General features: G+C 71.4%; 16 protein-coding genes and 1 tRNA gene. 10 read left to right on the forward strand and 7 right to left on the reverse strand.

The window, feature by feature from the left end; genetic code table 11:
- Positions 1–123 precede the first annotated feature (123 nt).
- From ACIBFB_RS24440 to ACIBFB_RS24450, 3 genes are all read left to right on the forward strand, one after another.
- The gene (locus ACIBFB_RS24440) at positions 124–843 is read left to right on the forward strand and encodes a GNAT family N-acetyltransferase (RefSeq protein ID WP_397233947.1); all 720 of its coding nucleotides are present in this window, start codon (positions 124–126) and stop codon (positions 841–843) included.
- A 376-nt stretch (positions 844–1,219) separates the two neighbouring features.
- A complete protein-coding gene (locus ACIBFB_RS24445) occupies positions 1,220–1,894 on the forward strand; it encodes a hypothetical protein (RefSeq protein WP_397233949.1) in 675 nt (224 codons plus the stop codon).
- Positions 1,895–1,961: 67 nt separating this feature from the next.
- Positions 1,962–2,035 (forward strand) — tRNA-Ala (locus ACIBFB_RS24450).
- Between the two features lie 228 nt (positions 2,036–2,263).
- On the opposite strand, the gene ACIBFB_RS24455 is transcribed toward ACIBFB_RS24450, so the two are convergent.
- Complete coding sequence (locus ACIBFB_RS24455) at positions 2,264–3,289, reverse strand: serine/threonine-protein kinase (RefSeq protein ID WP_397233951.1); 1,026 nt, start codon at positions 3,287–3,289, stop codon at positions 2,264–2,266.
- A gap of 450 nt (positions 3,290–3,739) precedes the next feature.
- Between ACIBFB_RS24455 and ACIBFB_RS24460 the strand changes: the two genes are divergently transcribed.
- The 3 genes from ACIBFB_RS24460 (at position 3,740) to ACIBFB_RS24470 (ending at position 6,252) form a co-directional block, all read left to right on the forward strand.
- Positions 3,740–4,339 carry a TetR/AcrR family transcriptional regulator gene (locus ACIBFB_RS24460; RefSeq protein WP_397233953.1) on the forward strand — a complete coding sequence of 200 codons (600 nt, stop codon included), beginning with the start codon at positions 3,740–3,742 and terminating at the stop codon, positions 4,337–4,339.
- A gap of 2 nt (positions 4,340–4,341) precedes the next feature.
- Positions 4,342–4,752, forward strand: a complete 411-nt coding sequence (locus tag ACIBFB_RS24465; RefSeq protein WP_397233955.1) for a hypothetical protein — start codon at positions 4,342–4,344, stop codon at positions 4,750–4,752.
- A 957-nt stretch (positions 4,753–5,709) separates the two neighbouring features.
- Positions 5,710–6,252, forward strand: coding sequence for a hypothetical protein (locus ACIBFB_RS24470; RefSeq protein ID WP_397233957.1), 543 nt, complete (start codon positions 5,710–5,712; stop codon positions 6,250–6,252).
- Positions 6,253–6,383: 131 nt separating this feature from the next.
- Here the strand turns inward: ACIBFB_RS24470 and ACIBFB_RS24475 are convergent, their stop codons facing one another.
- The 3 genes from ACIBFB_RS24475 to ACIBFB_RS24485 form a co-directional block, all read right to left on the reverse strand.
- Entirely contained in the window at positions 6,384–6,695 is a 312-nt protein-coding gene (locus ACIBFB_RS24475; RefSeq protein ID WP_358561736.1) for a sec-independent translocase, read from the reverse strand.
- Between the two features lie 155 nt (positions 6,696–6,850).
- Positions 6,851–7,054: a cold-shock protein gene (locus ACIBFB_RS24480; RefSeq protein WP_397233959.1), complete on the reverse strand. Its 204-nt coding sequence runs from the start codon at positions 7,052–7,054 to the stop codon at positions 6,851–6,853.
- Positions 7,055–7,361: 307 nt separating this feature from the next.
- A complete protein-coding gene (locus ACIBFB_RS24485) occupies positions 7,362–8,999 on the reverse strand; it encodes a dolichyl-phosphate-mannose--protein mannosyltransferase (RefSeq protein ID WP_397233961.1) in 1,638 nt (545 codons plus the stop codon).
- A 102-nt stretch (positions 9,000–9,101) separates the two neighbouring features.
- On the opposite strand from ACIBFB_RS24485, the gene rsmI reads away from it, so the two are divergent.
- On the forward strand, positions 9,102–9,986 hold the full coding sequence (rsmI, locus tag ACIBFB_RS24490; protein ID WP_397233963.1) for a 16S rRNA (cytidine(1402)-2'-O)-methyltransferase: 885 nt from the start codon (positions 9,102–9,104) through the stop codon (positions 9,984–9,986).
- Positions 9,979–10,641, forward strand: a complete 663-nt coding sequence (locus tag ACIBFB_RS24495; protein ID WP_397233965.1) for an AIM24 family protein — start codon at positions 9,979–9,981, stop codon at positions 10,639–10,641. The genes rsmI and ACIBFB_RS24495 overlap by 8 nt, the downstream gene beginning before the upstream one ends.
- Before the next feature lie 192 nt (positions 10,642–10,833).
- Here ACIBFB_RS24495 and secD read toward each other — a convergent pair whose 3' ends face one another.
- Positions 10,834–13,479, reverse strand: a complete 2,646-nt coding sequence (gene secD, locus ACIBFB_RS24500) for a protein translocase subunit SecD (RefSeq protein ID WP_397233967.1) — start codon at positions 13,477–13,479, stop codon at positions 10,834–10,836.
- Positions 13,480–13,554: 75 nt separating this feature from the next.
- Positions 13,555–14,046 (reverse strand): hypothetical protein, encoded by a 492-nt coding sequence (locus ACIBFB_RS24505; RefSeq protein ID WP_397233969.1) that lies wholly within the window; start codon positions 14,044–14,046, stop codon positions 13,555–13,557.
- Between the two features lie 232 nt (positions 14,047–14,278).
- Between ACIBFB_RS24505 and metG the strand changes: the two genes are divergently transcribed.
- Both metG and ACIBFB_RS24515 read left to right on the forward strand, forming a co-directional pair.
- Entirely contained in the window at positions 14,279–16,099 is a 1,821-nt protein-coding gene (metG, locus tag ACIBFB_RS24510) for a methionine--tRNA ligase (RefSeq protein WP_397233971.1), read from the forward strand.
- On the forward strand, positions 16,092–17,015 hold the full coding sequence (locus ACIBFB_RS24515) for a TatD family hydrolase (protein WP_397233973.1): 924 nt from the start codon (positions 16,092–16,094) through the stop codon (positions 17,013–17,015). Before metG ends, ACIBFB_RS24515 begins: the two co-directional genes overlap by 8 nt.
- 66 nt (positions 17,016–17,081) lie before the next feature.
- On the opposite strand, the gene rsgA is transcribed toward ACIBFB_RS24515, so the two are convergent.
- Positions 17,082–18,197: a ribosome small subunit-dependent GTPase A gene (rsgA, locus tag ACIBFB_RS24520; protein ID WP_397233975.1), complete on the reverse strand. Its 1,116-nt coding sequence runs from the start codon at positions 18,195–18,197 to the stop codon at positions 17,082–17,084.
- Positions 18,198–18,414 lie beyond the last annotated feature (217 nt).

Here is an 18,414-nt window from a genome sequence, read left to right on the forward strand (position 1 = left end):
CGCCCGCCACGTGCCACTCCCGGAGTGGAATACTGGGAGGCGTCATCGGTGGTGGGCGCACCGCACGCCCCGGAAGGGGTCGTGTCCGTGGTCGGTGATGCCGTGAGGCTCGGAGGGACGGTCGTGTATCGCAGACAAGGGTGGCCCGTCACCCTGCAAGACGGGCCGATCGCGCTCCGACCGCTGCGGCTCCGCGACGCCCCGGCGCTGCGGGACACGCGTTCGCGCAACGCCGAGTGGCTGCGCCCCTGGGAGCCGACCTACCCCGAGATGCCGCTGCGCACCACCGGTCTGACCCCCTACGTCTCGATGCTGCAGGCCATCCGCCGCGAGGCCCGCCAGGGGCTGTCGATGCCCTGGGCGATCACCTGGGGCGGCGAGTTCGTGGGACAGCTGACCATCGGCGCGATCGTCTGGGGTTCTGCCAGGTCAGCGCAGGTGGGGTACTGGATCGACAGCGCCCACGCGGGACGCGGGATCACCCCCACGGCCGTCGCGCTCGCGGTCGACCACTCCTTCTTCCGGGTCGGGCTGCACCGGATCGAGGCCAACATCAGGCCGGAGAACCGGGCCAGCAGGCGGGTGGTCGCCAAGCTCGGCTTCCGCGACGAGGGAGTGCGGCGGCGCCAGTTGCACATCGACGGCGCCTGGCGCGACCACATCTGCTACGCGATCACGGCCGAGGAGGTGCCCCACGGTCTGCTGCGCCGCTGGCGCGACCGTGCGCCGACCGGGCCGTTCCCCGCGTCCGGTTCCGACCCTGGTTCCGCTTTGGGGCCGGAAGACCCGAACGGAAGCGGGAATCCACGCGATCCGGCGAGTCCGCACCCGGGACCCAACTGATCGCGCCAGCGGCACGCGAGCGTTCGGAGCCAAACCCCTCTTTACCCAGACCGAGTCATTACTTTGCGTTGAATTGACACTCCGCTCCGCAGTCGGCCGCTGACCTGCACTTCCTCCCCCGAGAGCACGCCGACCGAAACTGAAGGTCCACAATCTTGCGACACTCCGGTCAGAATGTGGCGCATTTATGGACACGGGGTCGTACCGTGCGGAACGTAGACGCATTGACGATGCGGCCAACGCGAGGATTTGGCTCACGGGATTCGTCCCCGGTACGACCGGGGGCGGGGACGTCCGGGGAACCGGGGGCGCCACGCGCAGCGGTGTCGACGACGTGTCGGACAACGTTCAGTGGCCGTCATCGTGAGGAGGGGTGATGAGCAGCTCTCCTCTGTACCTGGCCATCGTGGTGGTCTGGCTCATCGTCCTCGTGCCGATGCTGTTGCGCAAGGACTCGGTGGACACCGTCCACGAGGACCAGCGTCGGGGGGACGAGTGGGAGCCGGAGGAGGCCGAGGAGGGCGACGAGCCCGACGACGCCGCGGAGGCGGTTCCGGACGAGGGAGGGGACCCGGACTCCGAGGAGACCCAGGTGCTCCGGCGGCCCGCGTCCGGGCCCGCCGAGGGCGCCGTGGCGACGGCCCGGCGGGTGCGTCCGCACGGCCGTCCGGGGCGGCACCGCGGGGCCGGGGAGTCGCGGGCACGGGTCATCGCCCGCCGGCGGCGACGCACCACGGGGCTGGCGCTGGTGAACGCGGCCACGATCGTGGCGGTCGCGCTCGACCTCGGGCCGTGGTGGGTCATCGCCCCGCCGGTCCTCCTACTGACCGGGCACCTGGTCCTGCTCAGGGAGGCCGCCAAGGCCGACGCCGAGCGCCTGGAGGCGCAGCTCAGGGCGCGCCGCCGCGCGGCGTTCCGGGCGCGTCGCGCGGCCCAGGAGGAGGAGCGCCGCGAGGCGGAGCGGGAGGCGCAGGTGATCGCGCTCCGCGAGCGCCGCAACCAGGTGTACGACCAGTACGCGGACGCCCGGCTCCGGGCGGCCGGGGACTGATCCGGATCGGGGTGGTCCGGCCGTGTTCGGACCACCCGCAAACCCTGCTAGTCTTTAACTCGTCTTCGGGGCTATGGCGCAGTCCGGTAGCGCACCTCGTTCGCATCGAGGGGGTCTGGGGTTCAAATCCCCATAGCTCCACCGCAGACAGAGGACCCACGTGGTCGATTGCCCCGCAATCCTCCGCGTGGGTCCTCGTGCTTTCCGGGGCGACGACCCCGGCTCCGGCCCTTCGCGCCGATCGTGCTCATGTCGATCGGCGCGCGGCTTCCCTCGGAGTGAGAGAGGCGGGCCGCGATCGCGGAACAGCGGGAGGTCATCGCCGCCGTCCGCCTCAGGCTGAGTACGGAGGGCGCCGCGTGAAGGGGCTCACCCGATCAACGCCCCGAACAACGAGGGCATGGCGAGCCCGAAGAGCGCCAGGAGGAGGAGCACGATCAGCGACCGGTACCTCCTGATCCACCGCTGCGGCTCGGGCTCGGGCCGGTGCTGGCGCCCCGTGGCCGGCCGGGTGGGCGACGGCCCGGCGGGTGGGCGGCGCGTGCGGACCGGCTCCTCCGACCGCGTCTGTGGGAGCGGCCGCTGGGCGCCGGAGGAATCCAGCAGACGACCGGGCGTGGGCCGTGTTCCGGGGTCCCGGGCCCAGCAGGCGGTGATGAGCCCGGCGACGTCGTCGGAGACGCCGACGAGCGGGGGCGGGGGGCCGATCAGGCGACGCACCGTGGCCGCCATCGACTCGGCGGCGAACGGGTTGGCCCCCGTCGCCGCGAAGGCCAGCACCGTCCCCAGCGAGAACACGTCCGAGGCCGGTCCCACCCGCTGTCCCTCGGTCTGCTCCGGCGACATGTACGCCAGCGTCCCGAACACCGCCCCCGTCGCCGTCAGGTTCGTGGCGTCCAGCGGACGCGCGATCCCGAAATCGATGATCCGCGGCCCGTCCTGGGCCAGGATGATGTTCTCGGGTTTGAGGTCCCGGTGCACCAGGCCGCAGGCGTGGACCGCCTCCAGCCCCTCCGCCAGACCCAGGACCAGGGCACGCAGCTCCGGGCCGCGCATCGGTCCGTCGGCGCGGACGGCCGCGTGCAGGGACGGCCCCGGAATGTACGCGGTGGCGATCCACGGCGCGTCCGCCCCGGGGTCGGCGTCCACCACCTGCGCCGTGTGGAACCCGCCCACGTGACGGGCGGCCTCGGCTTCCCGGGCGAACCGGGCCCGGAACTCGTCGTCCTCCGCGTACTCGGGACGGATCACCTTGACCACGAGCTGACGGCCCGACGGTGTCAACGCCAGGTACACCTGGCCCATGCCTCCCGCGCCCAGGCGGTGGGTCAGGCGGTAACGGCCGATGTGTCCGGGGTCCACGGGCAGGAGGGGGTCCACGTCGTCGCCTTCCACCCGGGGCAGGGGGTCGTTCGATCGGGTGCGCGCGCAGCGATTGTTCCACGAACGCTCCGCGGCTCCGACGCTCGGGGTGTTCGAGGGGCCGTCGCAACGACTCGTCGATCGAACGGGCTCAGCCAGGCGCTCGGAACCGGCCAGTTCCCTCCTCGACGATGGCGTGGTGGTCGCAACCTCCTGGGAACCAGGGTGCTGCGACCACCGTCAGAGCCAGCCGTCGAGGACGGGGCCCTTCCGTGCTCGGGTCCGAAACGTCATTCCCTGCGGCGGGCGGTCTCCGGACCGGAGCCCCGAGTGTCACCGGCGAAGTTGCTATCCCCTGCGGCGGGGCGGCCGGGCACGGTTCCAGGGTAGTGCCCAGGGCGCGCGGATCGGCTGCGGGCCGCTGTTCCGGTGGTGCCGGCCCGGATCTTTACACTGGCAACTTGTCAGTGTAAAGTTAGGTGTGTGGCAGACGGATACCATCACGGAAACCTACGTGCCGCCGTCCTGAAGCGCGCGGCGGAAGTCATCGAGAGCGAAGGCCCCTACTCCTTCAGCCTGCGATCACTCGCGGTCGACCTCGGTGTCAGCCATACCGCGCCCCGGTACCACTTCGGCTCACGGGAGGGTGTCCTCAACGCGATCGCGGCGGAGGGGTTCCGGATCCTCGCCGAACGGCTGCGCGGCAGTCGCGAGGCGGGCCGCGGCTTCCTGGAGACGGGGGTAGAGTACGTGCGCTTCGCCGTCGAGCACCCCGCGCACTTCCAGGTGATGTTCGCGCCCACACTGCTCAACGCGGAGGATCCGGAGTTGGCGGCGGCCCGTGCGGCGGCGTTCGACGAACTCACCACGGGGGTGGACACCGTCGCCGAGGGCGCCGGGGACAAGCCCGCCGCCGTGGTCGGCGGCTGGGCGATCGTGCACGGCATCGCGACGCTCGCCCTGACGGGCAACCTCGACTCGTCCGGGGTGCGGTCCCTGTTCGGGGACGCCGACCTGACCGACATCACCCGCCGGAGCGCGGGTCTGCTCTTCGACCCCCTTTCCCCTTCCTCGCAGGAGTAGCCATGTCAGCGGTCAGCCTCGTCTCCTCGGGGGTCATCCTCCTCACCGTCGTCGGCATCGCCTACGGGGGGACCTTCCTGCTGCGGGTCGTCAACGGCGGTGTCCCGGCCAACGAGCTCCAACGCTCCTACTTCCGCGCGGGGCACGCCCACGCGGGCGTTCTGGTGATGCTGGGGCTTGTGGTGCGGTTGTTGCTCAACGAGCCCACAGTGCCCGACTGGAGCCGCCTGGCGGGCGATCTCGTGCTCCTGGCCGCGATCCTCATGCCGCTCGGCCTCTTCCTGTCGGTCCTGGGCCGCGATCCGAGCGAGCCCAACCGGATGCGCGTGTTCCTCTGGCTGGGCGCGGGGAGCCTGGTCCTGGGGCTGGTCGGCGCGGCGGTCGGTCTCATCGTGGGCGGTCTCGCGCTCTAGGGGCCGCATGGCACGCCGTCCCCTCGGAGCGCGCGGGCCGCACGGTGGCACTTCGGGGCGGCGGCGCCGGGTGGACCGGCCCGCCGCTACCCGGCTCACGTCGAAGGGAAACGGGTCCAAGAGCTCTTTCGCGCGGTGGCGGTGCGGCACCATGGTGGTGTTCCGGACCGGGAATACCGGGCGGATTATGCCATTTTGGGCTTGTCCGAAACGGGGGCTGAGGGCGGTTCCCGTGGGTTGCCGACAGAACCTGACACCGACGGCGGCCGTGACGGAACGTGTTTCCGGGTGCTGCCGTGGCGGAAGTGGGCGCGCGGGTCGGGGGAGGTCGTAGGGGTGTTGCCCAGTGGCTGTCGGACGCGCCGCCGCAGGTGCCCGCGCCGTCCTTCCCCGGGGTCGCGGACGGGAACCGCAGAATCCGTTTGCCGGGGAACTTCTCCCACTCTCGGGCCGCTCGTTTCAATTTTGATGAATCGAGGCCTTGTCTTAGCTGGTCAATGGGTACCCGGTGTCTCTCTGTTCACAATGGAAACTACTCTGAGCTGCAAAGACACGGAGAGTATCGACAATTTCTCTACAGGTGCTGCAACCTTTGGTGGTCTCTCCTCCACGGGAATGCCAATGAACCTTCTCGGGACTTGTGCGGGATCGGTGAGATACGCCATCTTGGTCGGTGGGATGGGCTGGAGACCACAGGAAAGGTAGTTGCCATGACCACGCATGCGCGGACCTCTCACAACAGTGGGTGGAGCTGGCAGTAACCAGCCCGGTGCGCGGGTTCCTCGGAACCCCGGTGGAGGGGCCCGGAAGGGGTCCCTCCACCCCGGAGGCGGGGTCCGGGCGCGTGGAGAGCCGACGTGGCGGCTTTGACCCCGGATGCCACGGGGTAGGGGAGTGGAGATGACCCCGGCCCCGGGCGGGACCGGACCCAGCCGACGCCGAAGGGCCGCGATCCCCGTGTCCGACTCCTCGCACCACACTGGCGGCTACCAGTACCCGGAGGAACCCGAACCCGCCGGAGGGTACGAGCCTTCGGCCTCCGATCCCCCCGACGACCCGCCGCGCACCACGGTGGAACCCGTGGAGGAGGCCGGGGAACCCGCCGGGAGCCCGATCGCGGCCGAGCGTTTCCGCCGCACCTCCCCGGCCAGGCGCATGGTGATCCCCGCGCAACGGAGCGGCGGACACTGGCGGCTGCTGTCCGGCACGGTCGGGTACGTCATGGTGGTCGGCGGGATGGCCGACTACGTCGATCCGCAGACGCGCGCGCTGGGACACCTGGCCTTCTGGGCGCTCATCGCGCTGGCCATGTTCGTGAGCGTCAGCCGCGAACGCCGCCACGGCTGGGATCCGGCCCCCCGCTGGCCCTGGCTGGCCGGGGCACTCGGTGGGGCGGTCGCCGTCGAGGTGCTGGTCCTGGCGGTCGGTTCGCCCGCCATCATCGTCGGATCGCTGGTCGTGCTGGGGCTGGCCCTGTTCGTCCTGATGCTCGTCGGCTGACCGTTCGGGCGCCGACAGGGCGCTCTCAGGGCAGGACCGCACCGCGGGCGTCCGTCGAGGGTGGCGGGCGACGGGCGGGCGAGTCGAGCCGTCAGCGGGGAACGAGCGTCAGGGGCCCAGGACGAACACGGTCAGGTGGCCTCGTCGTCGAAGGGCGGGCGCTTGCCGTTGAGCCGGGCCGCGGGCCTGCGCTCGGGCTCGTCGTCGTCCTCCCAGAAGTGCTTCTGCACGAAGCGCTTCGGGTTGAGGTCCTGGACGTCGAAGTCCTTGAACTCGGGCCCCAGCCCGTCCTTGATGTCGGCCGTGGCGGAGTTGGCCATGGTCCGGAGCTGGCGGAGCAGGCGACCCAGTTGCTGAGCCATCTTGGGCAGCTGGTCGGGACCGAAGATCAGCACCGCGAGCAGGAGGAGGACGATGAACTCTCCTCCGCTGATGTTGAACATGCGCGATCCTCGCCCTTCGTGATCCGACCGGCTTCAAGCAGGTTAACCGGTATCCATGCCCATGGGTAACCATGCCCGGATGACGCCGAGGTGTCCGAAGACCGACCGGCCCCCCGCTCACGCGTGAGCGGGGGGCCGGTGAAGACGGGTGGCGATCAGACCGCGCGAACGTCAGACGCCTGCGGGCCCTTGGGGCCCTGGATGATCTCGAACTCGACCTTCTGGTCCTCTTCCAGGTTCCGGAAGCCGCTGCCCGCGATCGCCGAGTAGTGGACGAACACGTCGGGCTCGCCGTTGCCCACAGCGATGAACCCGAAACCCTTCTCAGAGTTGAACCACTTCACGGTGCCCTGAGCCATGTGCTCTCCCTTGGGGACTACTTCGGGGCCGCACCCTGCTGGCCCCGGGTCGCCGGGCGCCGCACCGACGAGTCATCCCCGACGAGCGCCCACGTGCAGTTCCGCGAGGCGCCTCGGGCATCCATGGAAACAACAACAGCAACCAGTTGCTGACAGTACCAGGGTGCGTGCTCGCTGCCGAGAGTTTTCGGGAAGGAATCCACGGTTCCGCTCTGTCCTCTTTCGGCTACACCAAACTATTGATTTCCGCCGCCCCTGGTACTAAAGGCCGCGACCCCGACCGGGGTCAGACGCCTCCCGCTCCTGGTCAGGAACCGCCGTTGCCGTAGATCCACACGTCGAACCACAGCCGTTCCCGCCAGGTCGCCTCGTCGAACGGGTAAGCCGACAGCACCGGGTACAGATACGCGAAGTGCGCGACGATCAGGAGCATCACCACGCCGAAGGCGATTCCGCCCAGGGCCCGGCTGTAGGGGGCGAATCGCGGACTGTCCTCTCCGGCGCCCATGACCAGGCCGAGCATGAGCACGATGCCCAGCACCAGGAAGGGCAGGATCGGCAGCGCGTAGAACAGGAACATCGGGCGGTCCGGGTAGGCGAACCAGGGCAGCCAGCCCGCCGCGACCGCCAGCAGCACCGCACCGGCACGCCAGTCGCGGAAGGTCACCCACCAGCCGATCATCACCACGAGCGCGGCGATGGAGGTCCACCAGATCACCGGCGTGCCGATGGACACGATCGACGTCACGCAGTCGCCGGTGCCGCAGCCGACCGCCTCACCGTTGTAGTGGAACATCACCGGTGTGCGCATGATGAGCCACTCCCACGGAGCCGAGATGTAGGAGTGGTCGCTGGTGAGGTTGCTGTGGAAGTTCATCATGCGGACGTGGTAGTCCCACAGGCTCCACAGCGCCTCCACGGGAGCGCTCAGCGGCGCCGGCACCCACTCGGGCAGCGACCCGACGGCACGGTCGCGGTTGTAGCCGCCGCTGGTCAACAGCCACCCGGACCACGAGACGAGGTACACCACCGCGGCCACGACGACCGTCTGGACGAACGCCGGGACGGCGTCGACGCCCAACCAGCGCCAGAACGGCCGTTGCTGGCCCACGCTGCGCCGGGCCCCGTAGTCCCAGGCGACGGTGAGCAGTCCGAACGCGGCCACGAAGAACAGGGCCGACCACTTCGTGCCGATCGCGAGACCGAAACACAGACCGGCCGACCACCGCCACCAGCGTGCGCCCAGCCACCCCACCCGGGCCAGGTCCGCGCCGGACTCCGCCAGGCGGGCCAGGCGCTCCCTCGTGACGTCGCGGTCGACCACCAGGCACGCGAACCCCGCCAGCAGCCAGAGGGTGAGGAACATGTCCACCATGGCGATGCGGCTCAGCGTGAAGTGCAGGCCGTCCAGGGCCAGGATGAGGCCCGCCGCACAGCCCAGCAGCACCGACCGGGTCATCCGCGTCGCCACGCGCACCAGGATGAGGACGGAGAGCACACCGGCCACCGCGGAGGCCGCCCGCCAGCCCTCCGGCGTCATCGACGTCCCGAACGGCAGAAGCGACCACAGCCAGTCGCCGAGCGCGATCATCCACTTGCCGACCGGAGGGTGCACGATGAAGTCACCGGCGCCGGTGAAGATGTCCTGCTGCCCCTGGGCCAGCAGGTCGTCGGCGCGCTCGACCGTCTCGTGCTCGTAGCCGAAGTTCCAGAGCCCGTAGGCGTCCTTGGCGTAGTAGGTCTCGTCGAAGTAGATCCGTGCGGGCTCGCCGAGGTTGAAGAACCTCAGGGCCCCGGCGAACAGGGCGACGAGGACGGCGCCCGCCCAGCCCAGCCACCGGGGTTCAGGGCGGTCGGTCGAGGGGCGGGGCAGATCGAGGCGCTGGCGGGGCGGGTGCGGCGATGCGGGAGGCGGTGCCTCGGAGGAAGGTGCGGTGGTGGTCATCTCGGCTCGTAGGTTGGGGTTCGGAGATGGGTCCGTGCGGACCGCGAAACCTTTTCGGTCGGCGTGACAGGCCAACCGTAGCGTGACAGGACGGGGATCACAGTGGTTGAGGGTGTGGCTGGAACACGGCGCGTCGGGACGCTGACGCTCGCCGGGTTGCCCATCGGGAACCTGGACGACGCGCCGCCCCGGCTCATCCGCGCGCTGGAGGGAGCGCGCGTGATCGCGGCCGAGGACACGCGCAGGTTGCGCCAGTTCGCCGCGCGTGCGGGCGTGCGGCTGGGCGGCGCCGAGGGCGCCCGGGTCGTGTCCTACTACGACGCCAACGAGAGCCGCAGGACCGACGAGCTGCTCGCCGACCTGAGGTCGGGCACCGACGTGCTCGTGGTCACCGACGCGGGGATGCCCGGTGTGTCGGACCCGGGCTACCGCCTGACCGCGGCCTGCGCGGAGGAGGACATTCCGGTCACCTCCATCCCTGGACCCTCGGCCGTCACGACCGCGCTCGTGGTCTCCGGCCTGCCCACCGACCGATTCTGCTTCGAGGGATTTCCGCCGCGCAAGGGGTTGACGGGGTATCTCGCCGACCTCGCGGACGAACGGCGCACGATGGTCTTCTTCGAGAGCCCGCACCGGATCGCCGCGACCCTGGAGGCGATGGCCCGGGCCTTCGGCGCCGACCGCCGCGCGGCCGTGTGCCGCGAGCTGACCAAGACCTACGAGGAGGTGCGCCGCGGCGGGCTCGGGGAACTGGCCGCCTGGGCCGCCGAGGGCGTGCGCGGGGAGATCTCCGTGGTCGTGGAGGGCGCTCGACCGGGCGGCGGCTCGACGGACCCGGGCGACCTGGTCGCCGCGGTCGCGGCACTGGAGGAGGAGGGCGTGCGCCGCAAGGAGGCGATCGCCCGGGTCGCGAAGGAGGCGGGTGTGCCCAAGCGCGAGGTGTACGACCTGGTTCACGGCGTGGGGCAGGATCAGGGGCATGCGTAGCGAACTCTTCCAAAGCGTCCAGGAGAACAACATCCCGGGCATGTCCCTGCAGAACCACAAGATGCTGCGGATCGGCCTCAACGGCGAGGTGCTCGCACGGCAGGGCTCGATGGTGGCCTACCAGGGCAACATCGACTTCTCCTACGAGGGCGCCGGCAGCGTGGGCAGGTTCTTCAAGAAGGCCCTCACCGGCGAGGGCATGCCCCTCATGCGGATCACCGGGCAGGGGGACGTCTTCCTGGCCCGCGACGCCTGGGACGTCCACCTCATCGACCTGGAGGGCGACGCGCTCACCGTCAGCGGTGACAACGTCCTGGCCTTCGACCCCACCCTGAGCTGGGACATCCGCCGCGTCGAGGGCGCCGGGATGATGACCGGCGGCCTGTTCAACACGGTGTTCCAGGGGCACGGCCGCATCGCCATCGCCTGCCACGGCATGCCGGTCCTGCTCAACGTCGACCAGCCGACCTTCGTCGACACCGACGCGGTGGTCGCCTGGTCCAGCTCCCTGCGGACGGGGGTGCGCAAGACGGTGAAGGCGGGCGCGCTGATCGGCCGGGGCAGCGGCGAGGCCGTCCAGCTGGCCTTCGAGGGCCAGGGCTTCGTGCTCGTCCAGGCCTCCGAGGGCGCTCCGGCGCCCGCCGCGGCGGGGTGACACCAGCGGTCCGACCGGTCGCCCCCGCCGGACGGGAGGGCCGCCCCGCCCCCTCGGGAACCCCGCACCGGGATCCCCCGACGACCCCCGTCCGCGACCTCCCCCCGGAACACGGGAGGGGCCCCGGGCGCCGCGCCGTGGCACGGTACCCGGGGCCCCTCGCGTTCCGGAGGACGGACCCGTCGGTCCGGCCTACACGACCGCGCCGTCGTCCATCTCGCGGGCGGCCTTGGCGGCGTTGCGCTGCTTGGCCTTGCGCTCCTTGATCACGTGCGGGGCGGGCGTCCTGTCCCACTTCTGGAAGAACACGGCCAGCGGGACCGCCACGAACACCGTGGAGAACACGCCGGTGATCAGACCGACCAGCATCGCGATCGAGAAGTCCTGGAGCGACGACCCGCCGAGGAAGGTGAGGAAGCCCAGGATGATGAGCGCCCCGACGGAGGTGTTGACCGTACGCGGCACCGTGTTGAGCACCGCGCGGTTGGCGATCTCCGGGAACGGCGACTTCTCGTCCCGCGCCCACTCGTCGCGGACGCGGTCGAACACCACGACCGTGTCGTTGACGGTGAAGCCGATGACGCTCAGGATCGCGGCGAGGAAGACGCCGTCGATCGGCTTGCCCAACCAGATGAACAGGCCGATCACCAGCGTGATGTTGAACGCCAGCGACAGCATCGTCGACAGGCCGAAGGACCAGCGGAACCGCCACGCGAGGTAGATCAGCTGGAGGGCGAGCGCCGCGCCCAGGGCGATGAGCGCCCGGTTGCGCAGCTCGTCGCCCATGCTCGGGCCGATCAGCTCGTCGCTGACCAGTTCCACCCCGCCGGTGGCCTCGTCCAGGGCGTCCTGGACGGACGCCGCGTCGGCGTCGGAGATGTCGCCGGTGCGGACCGAGAGGTCGCCGTCACCGGACTCCTGCACGACCGCGGTGTCCGAGCCGGGGAAGTCGAGCCCGGCGACGACCTCGCGGGCCGCGTCCACGCTCAGCTGCTGGTCGCCGGTGATCTCGTACTCCAGGACCCGGCCGCCGGTGAACTCCACGCCCAGGTTGGCCTCCCGCACGAACGGGGCGGCGACGGAGGTCGCGACGATGACCCCGGCCACGGCCAGGGCGATCCGGCGGTACTTCATCACGTCGGGGTTCTTGGTGGTCAGCCAGGTGCGCACCGCGCCGATCCGGTCGAGACCGGAGATCGCCGGGTGCTTGCGGACGATCGCGCGGCGGACCGCCCACTCGACGAGCACGCGCGCGATGACCAGCGCGGAGACCATCGAGGCGAGGGTGCCGATGCTCAGGGTCACACCGAAGCCCTGGACGGTGCCGGACGCGAAGAAGAACAGCAGCGCCGCGGCGATGAGCGTGGTGATGTTGGTGTCGAGCACCGCGCTCCACGCCTTGCGCCCGCCCTCGACGAAGGCCTTCTCCAGGCTCGGCGGGATGGCCCGGCGGCGACGGCGGCGGGCCGCCGCGCCCTTGGCGTCCTCGTCGTCGCCCTCCCGCATGCCGGAGGCCCGGTTGGCGTCGTAGACCTGCTGCTGGCGCTGGAACTCCTCACGCGCGCGCTCGAAGATGAGCACGTTGGCGTCGATGGCCATACCGATCGCCAGCACGAAACCGGCCAGACCGGGCAGTGTGAGCGTCGCACCGATCGCGACCAGGGCCCCGTAGGCGATGAGCGTGTAGAACGCCAGGGCCACGGAGGCCAGCAGACCGACGAGGCGGTAGACCAGCGTGATGTAGAGCGCGGTGAACGCGATGCCGAGGAGGGCGGCGACGGCGCTCGCCTCGATGGCCGCGGCGCCGAGGGTCGGGCCGACCGTCTGGCGCTGGACCTCGGTGACGGGCAGCGGCAGCGATCCGCCCTCGATCAGCACCGCGAGTTCGTTCGCGGTCTCGCTGGTGAACTCGGTGTTGGTGATGGTGGTGACGCCCTCGCGGCTGCCCGCGTCGCAGATGTAGCTGTTGTTGAGCTCCGGGGCGGAGATGATCTCGTTGTCGAGGACGATCGCGACGCGTCGGCGCGGGTCGCCGATGTCGTTGCAGGCGGCCTCGGCGGTGAGCTGCTCCCACTCGTCGCGGCCCTCGCCGCGGAAGTTGACGTCCACGACCCAGGAGGCGCCGGTGGCGCTGTCCAGCCGGGCGGTGGCGCCGGCGATGTGGTCGCCCTGGATGGCGGCCTCGCCGAGCTGGAGGTAGGTGCCGGTGGAGTCCGGGAGCGTCATCACGACGTCGTCGGGGTTCTCCGCGGGCTGGCCCTGACCGGCGGTCGGGTCGCCGCCCATGCCGCCGAGGAGCTCCTCCAGCTCCTCCTGGGTCATCTCGGACTCGCCCTCGGTGGACCCGTCGCCGGACGACTCCTCGCCCTCGCCGTCCTCGGCGTCGGCCGGGGCGCGCGCCTCGTCGCCGGAGTCCTGCGGGGCGTTGGCGAAGTCGCCCTGGGGCTGGATGCCCTGACCGCCCTGGCCGGTGCCGAGGACGGGGTGGATGGTCAGCTGCGCGGTCTGGCCGATGATCTCGGCCGCCTCGGCCGGGTCCTGGACTCCGGGCAGCTCGACGATGATGCGGTTCTCGCCGGAACGCGACATGTTCGCCTCGGCCACGCCGAGGCTGTCGATGCGCTGGCGCAGCACCTCGATGACCATGTCGGTGTTCTCGGAGTTGGCGGGGGTGCCGTCCGGGCCGTCCTGGGTCTCCAGGACGATCTGCGTGCCGCCGCTCAGGTCGAGACCCAGACGCGGCGGGATGAACCACGCCGCGCCGAACGCGACGAGGATGACGAGGAGGGAGATGAGCGCGCGAATCCAGCGCCCTCCGGCTCCCGATTGACTGGACAAGGGGTGGAACCTCTCACTGCGGGTGGGTGGATCGCCGGGCGCGACCGGTGTGCCCCGGGCGCGGTCCGACGGGGGTCAGACGGAGGTGGGCGCGGTGAGAGGGGGCGCCCGCGTGGGTGGCAGGTCCCCGCTGGCGACCGGTTCGGGCAGGGAGTCGGGGTGCGGCCGGGGCATCGGCCACCACGGCTGTTCCCAGGCCGCCAGCCGGAGCGCGCAGCTGGGCACCGCGTCGGGCAGGTCGCGCGGCGTGGTGCGCTGCTCGCAGGTGACCGGGGCGGCCACGGCGGTGAGGACGGGGTGCTCGCGGGGTCGGGCGCGTTCCCGGGGTCCCTCGTCGGTCGACCCGCCGGTCCGCTCGGTTCCGGCCGTGCGGCGGGCGCCGACGTCCTTGCCGGGGTCGGGCGCGTGCCCGGCTCCGGCCACGCCGTGCCGCGCGAGTTCGGGCTCGCCGGGTGCGGCGGTGCTGGAGGTCAGGGGGATCGACAGCACGACCATCAGCACCATGCCGGTGATCAGGATGGTGGTGTGGGCAGGACGGGGGAGCGCACGGGTACCCGTGGTGACCACCGCCTCGAACGCATAGGACCGGGTTTCCTGTGGAGCCGCCGGGCGCCCCGGTCGCGATCGGCGGCGTTCTGCAGAGCATACGGGCACGGTCGTACCCGGGGGAATCGTCCCATGGAGACCTGTGGACAACCACCTCCGCGCCCGCGCCGGGTCCGCACGCCGGAGCGGTCCGGGTCGCGCGGACCCTGTGCCGGAGGGCGCGGTCGTGTCCCGACGGCTTTAGTCTTGAGGCATGTCGTCCCATCGCCACATCCTGACCGCGGTCGCCTGGCCCTACGCCAACGGACCGCGCCACATCGGCCACGTGTCCGGCTTCGGAGTCCCCTCCGACGTCTTCTCCCGCTTCCAGCGAATGTCGGGCAACCACGTGCTGATGGTCAGCGGCACCGACGAACACGGCACCCCGATCCAGGTGCTGGCCGACCAGGAGGGCGTCAGCGCCCGGGAGCTGGCCGACCGCTACAACCGGATCATCGCCGAGGACCTGGTCGCCCTCGGTCTGTCCTACGACCTGTTCACCCGTACCTCCACCGGCAACCACTACTCCGTCGCCCAGCAGCTGTTCACCACGCTGTACGAGAACGGCTACGTCTTCACGCACACCACCAAGGGCGCGATCTCGCCGTCCACGGGCCGCACGCTGCCCGACCGCTACATCGAGGGCACCTGCCCGATCTGCGGCTACGACGGCGCGCGCGGCGACCAGTGCGACAACTGCGGCAACCAGCTCGACCCGGTGGACCTCATCGGTCCGCGGTCGCGGATCAACGGCGAGACCCCCGAGTTCGTGGACACCGAGCACTTCATGCTCGACCTGCCCGCCTTCGCCGACATCCTCTCCACGTGGCTCAAGGGCAAGGAGGGCGACTGGCGTCCCAACGTCCTCAAGTTCTCCCTGAACCTCGTCGAGGACCTCCAGCCGCGCGCGGTCACCCGCGACCTCAACTGGGGTGTGCCCATCCCCCTGGAGGGCTGGTCCGACAACGCCAACAAGCGCCTGTACGTGTGGTTCGACGCGGTCATCGGCTACCTGTCCGCGTCGATCGAGTGGGCCCGCCGGATCGGCGAGCCGGACGCGTGGCGCCGCTGGTGGCAGAGCGACGACGCCCGGTCCTACTACTTCATGGGCAAGGACAACATCGTCTTCCACTCGGTGATCTGGCCGGCGATCCTGCTCGGCGCCAGCGGCGAGGGCGACCGCGGCGGCGACGCGGGCGAGCTGGGCGGGTTCAACCTGCCCACCGAGGTCGTCTCCAGCGAGTTCCTCACCATGGAGGGGCGCAAGTTCTCCTCCTCGCGGCGCGTGGTGATCTACGTGCGCGACTTCCTCGAGCGCTACTCCGCCGACGCCCTGCGGTACTACATCATGGCGGCCGGCCCCGAGACCCAGGACACCGACTTCACCTGGGCCGAGTTCGTGCGGCGCAACAACGACGAGCTGGTCGCGGCCTGGGGCAACCTGGTCAACCGGTCGATCTCCATGGCCGCCAAGAACATCGGCCGCATCCCCGAGGCGGGCGAGCTCACCGACGAGGACCGGCGCGTGCTGGCCGACTCGCGGGCGGCGTTCGCGACCGTCGGGGCCAGGTTGGCGCGGTCCCAGTTCAAGGCGGGGCTCCAGGAGGCGATGCGCACCGTCGCCGAGGCGAACAAGTACATCTCCGAGCAGGCCCCGTGGGCGCTGAAGAAGACCGACCCGGAGCGGATGGCCACCGTCCTGCACGTGGCGCTCCAGCTGGTCCACGACGCGAACACGCTGCTCACGCCGTTCCTGCCCGAGTCCGCCAACAAGGTGTACGCGATGCTCGGCGGCACCGGCACCTGGTCGGGCATGCCGCGCCTGGAGACCGGCCACGACACCATCGGCGGCTCCGAGGAGTCCGTGGACTACCCGGTCATCACCGGCGACTACGCCGGCGACGAGGCGCGCTGGGAGTCCCAGCCGATCGTTCCGGGCACCCCGCTCAGCCGTCCGCAGCCGCTGTTCGCCAAGCTCGACCCCTCCGTGGTGGACGAGGAGCTCGCCCGCCTGGAGGGGGAGTCCGATGGCTAGGCGCAGCGGGAAGGCGGTCAGGGAGCGCAACAGCCAGACGCCGCCGCCCGTGCCCGAGCCCCTGCGCGTCCCCGTGGCCGACAGCCACACGCACATGGACATGCAGACGCCCGGGGTCGAGGAGATCATCGCGACGGCCGCGAGCGTCGGCGTCACCCCGCTGATCCAGGTGGGCGTGGACCTGGCGTCCTCGCGCTGGGCCGCCGAGACCGCCGCCGCGCATCCGGGCCGGGTGTGGGCGGCCGTGGCGCTGCACCCCAACGAGGCGCCGCGCGTCGTGCACGGCGACGGAGCCGAGGGCGTGGAGGTCGACGACACCGACTGGGCGGGCAAGGCCCGGTCGGGCGGCGGCTACGAGGGCCTGGCGGAGCAGCTGGCCGGGATCGACGAACTGGCCGCCCTGCCGCACGTGGTGGCGGTCGGCGAGACGGGGATGGACACCTTCCGCACCGGCCCGGAGGGGGCGCGTGCGCAGGAGGAGTCCTTCCGGCGCCACATCGACATCGCCAAGCGGCACGGCAAGGCGGTGATGATCCACGACCGCGAGGCGCACGACGACGTCCTGCGGATCCTGGCGGAGGAGGGCGCGCCCGAGCGGGTGGTCTTCCACTGCTTCTCCGGCGACGCCGACATGGCCAAGGTCTGCGCCGAGCAGGGCTACTACATGAGCTTCGCGGGCAACGTGACCTTCGCCAGCGCCGAGCCGCTGCGCGAGGCCGCCCGCGTGGCCCCGCCGGAGCTGGTGCTCGTGGAGACCGACGCGCCGTTCCTCACGCCCAAGCCCTACCGGGGGCGGCCCAACGCCCCCTACCTGATCCCGCACACGCTGCGCTCGCTGGCCGAGACCAAGGGCATGGACGAGGACGAGCTCGCCGCCGCCGTCGCCGACAACGCGCGGCGCGCCTTCGGCATCTGAACCGGGCCCACGCGACGCCCGGCTCCCGGAGGGGAGGCCGGGCGTTCGCGGTGTGCGCCGCGACCGTCAGAACGCGTGGCCGCGCTTGCGCCGCCGTGCGTCCCGGGCCACCTTGTCGTTGGCCTTCCAGCGCCGTTTCTCCTCTTCGCGCAGGCGGCGGTCGGCCCTGGACCGGTTCCGCTCGGCCTCGCGCCGGAGCCGGTTCCACCGCTCCAGCCGTCGCGCGTCCAGCTCGCCCTCGTCGACGGCGGCGACGACCGCGCAGCCCGGTTCCGGTCCGTGCGAGCAGTCGGCGAACCGGCACCGCTCGGCGAACTCCTGGATGTCGTCGAAGGTCCGGTCGACGCCGTCCGCGTCACCGGGGACATCGATCCGGCGGACTCCGGGGATGTCCAGGACCATCGCGCCGCCGGGCAGCGTGAGGAGCTGGCGGCGGGTGGTCGTGTGCCGTCCGCGCTTGTCGCCGCGGATCTCGCCGGTGTCCATCAGAGTGCGTCCGGCGACCGCGTTGACCAGGCTGGACTTCCCGGCGCCGGACGTGCCGAGGAGCACCCACGTGCTGCCGGGCAGCAGCCGCCGGGCCAGGTCGTCCAGGCCGTCCCCGGTGTGGGCGCTGACGGTGTGCACGTCCGCGCCGCCCGCGACCGACTCGACCAGCTCGACCACCTCCGGGAGGCGGTCACCGGCGAGGTCGGCCTTGGTGACGGCGACGACGGGGGCCGCCCCGCTGGCCCAGGCCAGCGTCAGGAAGCGCTCCAGACGGCCCACGTTGGGACCCTGGTCGGCCGCCTCGCAGATGAGGACGGCGTCGACGTTGGCGGCCAGGACCTGGTCGTGGGAGTCGGTGGCCACGCCCTGGCGGACGAGGGCCGAGGAACGCTCCAGGACGGCCTCGACCAGCCAGGCGTCGCCGGAGCGGCGGACGGCCACCCAGTCGCCGCTGGTCGGGGCGCCCGCGGGGTCGGTGCGGGCGGCCCGGCGCACGGCGGGTGCGTGCTCGGCGGTCTCGGGCTCGGGCAGCAGCACCTCGGCGCCGCCCCGGCGCGCCGCGGCCACGCGGGCGGGCAGGAGTACGTGTTCGCTGGTCAGGGCCACGGCGTCGAAGGCCGCCTCGACACGGGGGGACCAGCCGTACGGGGTGAGGGGGTGCGACGCGCGGGCGTCGGAATCGTGAGTGCTCACGTCGGGCTCTCTGTGACGGCGAGCCCCGGGAGGAGTCTTCGGTCCTCAGGGCTCGCGGACGATCGGGGAGGTGGGCTGGGGGGTGAACGTGAACTCAGCCATGGTGTGGTCCTCTCCGTCGTCCGACGGCCCGTCGCGCCGTGCGCGGGCCCCGCGATTCTAGGCGGGGCCCGGCCTCGGGTGCCAGCGGTTTTCCGGGGCGCCCCGTTCCTCCGGG

The organism is Nocardiopsis sp. NPDC050513 (assembly GCF_044457925.1).
GTDB lineage: Bacteria > Actinomycetota > Actinomycetes > Streptosporangiales > Streptosporangiaceae > Nocardiopsis.

What these genes read in the sequence shown, in the direction of transcription:
- ACIBFB_RS24515 (WP_397233973.1), top strand. Translation starts at nt 16,092, where the DNA reads ATGGCTAGGCGCAGCGGGAAGGCGGTCAGGGAGCGCAACAGCCAGACG.
- ACIBFB_RS24485 (WP_397233961.1), bottom strand. Translation starts at nt 8,999, where the DNA reads ATGACCACCACCGCACCTTCCTCCGAGGCACCGCCTCCCGCATCGCCG.
- ACIBFB_RS24480 (WP_397233959.1), bottom strand. Translation starts at nt 7,054, where the DNA reads ATGGCTCAGGGCACCGTGAAGTGGTTCAACTCTGAGAAGGGTTTCGGG.
- ACIBFB_RS24475 (WP_358561736.1), bottom strand. Translation starts at nt 6,695, where the DNA reads ATGTTCAACATCAGCGGAGGAGAGTTCATCGTCCTCCTCCTGCTCGCG.
- ACIBFB_RS24445 (WP_397233949.1), top strand. Translation starts at nt 1,220, where the DNA reads ATGAGCAGCTCTCCTCTGTACCTGGCCATCGTGGTGGTCTGGCTCATC.
- ACIBFB_RS24465 (WP_397233955.1), top strand. Translation starts at nt 4,342, where the DNA reads ATGTCAGCGGTCAGCCTCGTCTCCTCGGGGGTCATCCTCCTCACCGTC.
- ACIBFB_RS24495 (WP_397233965.1), top strand. Translation starts at nt 9,979, where the DNA reads ATGCGTAGCGAACTCTTCCAAAGCGTCCAGGAGAACAACATCCCGGGC.
- metG (WP_397233971.1), top strand. Translation starts at nt 14,279, where the DNA reads ATGTCGTCCCATCGCCACATCCTGACCGCGGTCGCCTGGCCCTACGCC.